General features: G+C 61.1%; 4 protein-coding genes. All 4 read right to left on the reverse strand.

What is annotated here, in order from left to right; translation table 11 throughout:
- Positions 1–119: 119 nt before the first annotated feature.
- Positions 120–635 carry a hypothetical protein gene (locus tag IP65_RS21595; RefSeq protein WP_156306823.1) on the reverse strand — a complete coding sequence of 172 codons (516 nt, stop codon included), beginning with the start codon at positions 633–635 and terminating at the stop codon, positions 120–122.
- Positions 636–702: 67 nt separating this feature from the next.
- Positions 703–2340 carry an IS66 family transposase gene (locus IP65_RS20600; RefSeq protein WP_054132905.1) on the reverse strand — a complete coding sequence of 546 codons (1638 nt, stop codon included), beginning with the start codon at positions 2338–2340 and terminating at the stop codon, positions 703–705.
- Positions 2341–2406: 66 nt separating this feature from the next.
- Positions 2407–2751, reverse strand: a complete 345-nt coding sequence (tnpB, locus tag IP65_RS20605; RefSeq protein ID WP_369801325.1) for an IS66 family insertion sequence element accessory protein TnpB — start codon at positions 2749–2751, stop codon at positions 2407–2409.
- A gap of 5 nt (positions 2752–2756) precedes the next feature.
- A complete protein-coding gene (locus tag IP65_RS20610) occupies positions 2757–3173 on the reverse strand; it encodes a transposase (protein ID WP_231627924.1) in 417 nt (138 codons plus the stop codon).
- Between the last annotated feature and the right edge of the window lie 62 nt (positions 3174–3235).

Raw genomic sequence — 3235 nt, forward strand, 5'->3', positions numbered from 1 at the left:
CGTCCGGCGTGAACCGTTATCAAAAAGCAATGCCCGCAGAGCATAGCCATACCGACGGCCTTGCCCTCATTCCCGGTTTTTTACCGTTGCTATCGGGTAACCAGAAAAGAGGGGTGAACTTAGTGGTCTATCGAAGCGGCGCTGATCTTAAGACTCGCGGACGTCAGGCAATTCTTTTGAAGATATGGCGCCAAAGTAAGGATTGAGCCTGCTTCATCGGTAAAATCAACGCTGATAGGCAGAAGATCGCGCGCCGGTTGATTTGAAACGCGACGCCATCCATGGTCGATTAGATAGTGTTCCGCCTGATCGAAGGACACACATTTTGTGACCGGTATTTTCGCCCGAAAATCAATTGTCAAAATCGACTTCCGCTGGGCGAAGTTGAAATCGGGACTGCCTCCTCGGCAATCATAGGAGCCAGCATCGACGGCGATAAAGCCGTCAATGCCGCTGATATTTGTAGCCTTTCGTCTGCATTTTTCAGTGGCTTGAGCATACTCCTCGCGCGCCAGGCCTAGGTCGTCGAGCAACGAACGGACAGAGAGCGGAAGCGGCAAATCTGCAACGCTCGCGTGCACGGGCACCGCTGCCAATTGGGCAGCCAAAAGTATGGGTCCATATGTGCGCTTCATCTAACGATCATGGCAGAATCGCTCGATTTCACAATCGGGACGGGCAGAAAGCCACCATAGCCGAGTTTTACGGTATCGATGCACCCCAATTCCAGGGCAAAAGCTCACCAATTCGATTGATAGGATGCCCTTTGCTGATGCTGTCGAGCACGTGAGCAAGCCATTCCTGCGGATTGATGCCATTGAGCTTGGCGGTTTCCAGCAGAGAATACATGGCGGCAGCCCGCTCGCCGCCGCAGTCGGCACCGGCAAAAAGCCAGTTCTTGCGGCCCAGGCATATCCCGCGCAGCGCGTTCTCCGCGGGATTGTTGTCGATCTCCAGCCTACCGTCCTCTGTGTAGGTCAGCAGTTGGGGCTTGAGCTTCACGGCATAACGCAGCGCTTCTGCCAGCGGTGAACGAGCCGAAGCCTTGGACAGCACATCATCGGCCCAGGCGAAGAACTCCAGTGCTTTGGCTTTCGATGCCGTGCGCGCCTGCCCCCGTTCCTCCGCCGACACATCGGCGATCTGGCGCTCGATGGTGTAAAGGTCGCGAATCATATCCAGCCCATGGCGCGCCACGGAATGCTCATCCGCCTTGAAGACGTCATGCAGCTTGCGCCGTGCATGCGCCCAGCAGGCGACAGGCGTGATCAGCCCAGGCTCTCGGTCAGGCGCGTAAAGCCGCTCGAAACCGGCATAGGCATCGGCCTGCAGGAAACCCGCGAATGTCTTGAGATGCTCGCGTGGCCGCTCGCCCTTGCGATCCGGGCTGTAGCGGAACAGGGCTGCGGGCTTGTCCGATGCGTCCCATCGTCGATTGTCACGCAGATAGACCCACAACCTGCCGGTGGCCGTCTTCCCTGTTCCCGGCGCCAGCACGGGAACAGGCGTGTCATCGGCGTGGAGTTTGACGCTGGCTATGACGTGATCGGCAATCCTGTCGACCAGCGGTTGCAGTAGCCAGCTTGTCTGCCCCAGCCAATCGGCCATCGTCGAGCGGCTGATCTCTAAGCCTTCGCGGGCATAGATCTGTGACTGGCGGTAGAGCGGGAGGTGGTCGGCAAACTTCGAAACGATGACGTGGGCCAGCAAGCCGGGGCCAGCGCGGCCACGCGGCACGGGAAGCCCCGGGGCCGGTGCCTGGCTGATGGCATCGCAGCGATTGCAGGACAGCTTGGGGCGCACATGGCGGGTGACGCGAAAGCGGCCCGGGACATATTCCAGCACCTCGGTCACATCCTCGCCCAGCTTGGCCATCGTGCCGCCGCAGGCCGAGCAGCCCTCGGCATCCGGGGCAGCGTGCATAACCTCATCGCGGGGGAGATGGTCGGGCAGCGACGCACGGCGGGGCTTGCGTGGGGCTGTCTTGGTGGGCGCGTCATCGGAAACGTGGCCTTCGACCACGCACTCGGCATGGGCATGCTCGGCCTCGAGGTCTTCCAACGTCAGTTCAAGCTGATCGGCCTGTGCGGCCAAGCGTTCGGAGGACTGGCCAAACTTCATGTGCCGAAGCCGGGCCAGTTGCACCTTGAGCTTCTCGATCTGCAGCGCGGTCAGTTTAATCGAGCTTTGCACCGCCTCCAGCTTCTCGCGGGTGTCGTTATGGGCGGTCCGCTCGGCGGCCAGCGCCTGCTCTGATGCTACCGCGCGCGCCAGCATGGCAGCGGCAAAAGCGCGCAATTCTGCAGGGTCAGCAGGCAGTTCGAGGTCATCGGGGAACACGCTTCCCGCTAGCAGAATCTGCCTTGCCGACCAAGTAAAAAGCCCGGAATTACGCCAATTATGCCATCAAAGTTGAGCCGGTGTGCGTGGTGGCTCGGGCGCCACCGTGCGGCGCCAATCCATCGCCTCGATCAGCAAGGCGAACTGCGCCGGTGTCAGCAAAACCCCGCCTTCAATCAGTGGCGGCCACACGAAACGGCTGCGCTCCAGACGCTTGGCGAACAGACAAAGCCCGCTGCCATCCCAGTGCAGCGCCTTCAGGTAATTGCCGCTCTTGCTGCGAAACAGGAAGACATGGCCGCCATAGGGCTCGACCGCGAACAAGGGACGCACCAATGCAGCCAACCCATCGAACCCGAGCCGCATGCTGACCGGCTTGCTCGCCAGATAGACCTTGGTGCCCGGCGCCAACGAAATCATGCCACATCCCGCAAGGCGCGTAGCACCCGAGCCAGCGCTTTCTCATTGACGTAGCTGTCCACCGAAAGCCGGATGCCATTGGGCAGATCGACGTCAATCGCACCCGGCCGGGTGCCGGGATGCGGGCAGGTCAGTTCTTCGGCGGCGGTGTGCGGGACAGGGGCAGGTGGTGGTGTTATCGGCGTGGGGGCAGGCACTTGACCTGACGGTTCGCCAACCGAGCCATAGGCAATGAATTGCAACGGTTCGCTCGAAAGCTTCTCCGCCTCCCGGCGCATCCGTCGCCAGCCATGGATCAACCCCGGCGACATCCCTAATCGCTTGGCCACGCCCACAATCGTCGCCTTCGGCTCATCGCACATCGCCAGAACCGCCGCGCGCTCCTCATCCGAATACCGGCGCCGCCGCTCCACCCCGGTGATGATCTCAACCCTGCCCAACGCACTCTCCTTACGCAGTGCGAATGGACACTGCG

The organism is Novosphingobium sp. AAP1, assembly GCF_001295765.1.
GTDB classification, from domain to species: Bacteria; Pseudomonadota; Alphaproteobacteria; order Sphingomonadales; family Sphingomonadaceae; genus Novosphingobium; species Novosphingobium capsulatum.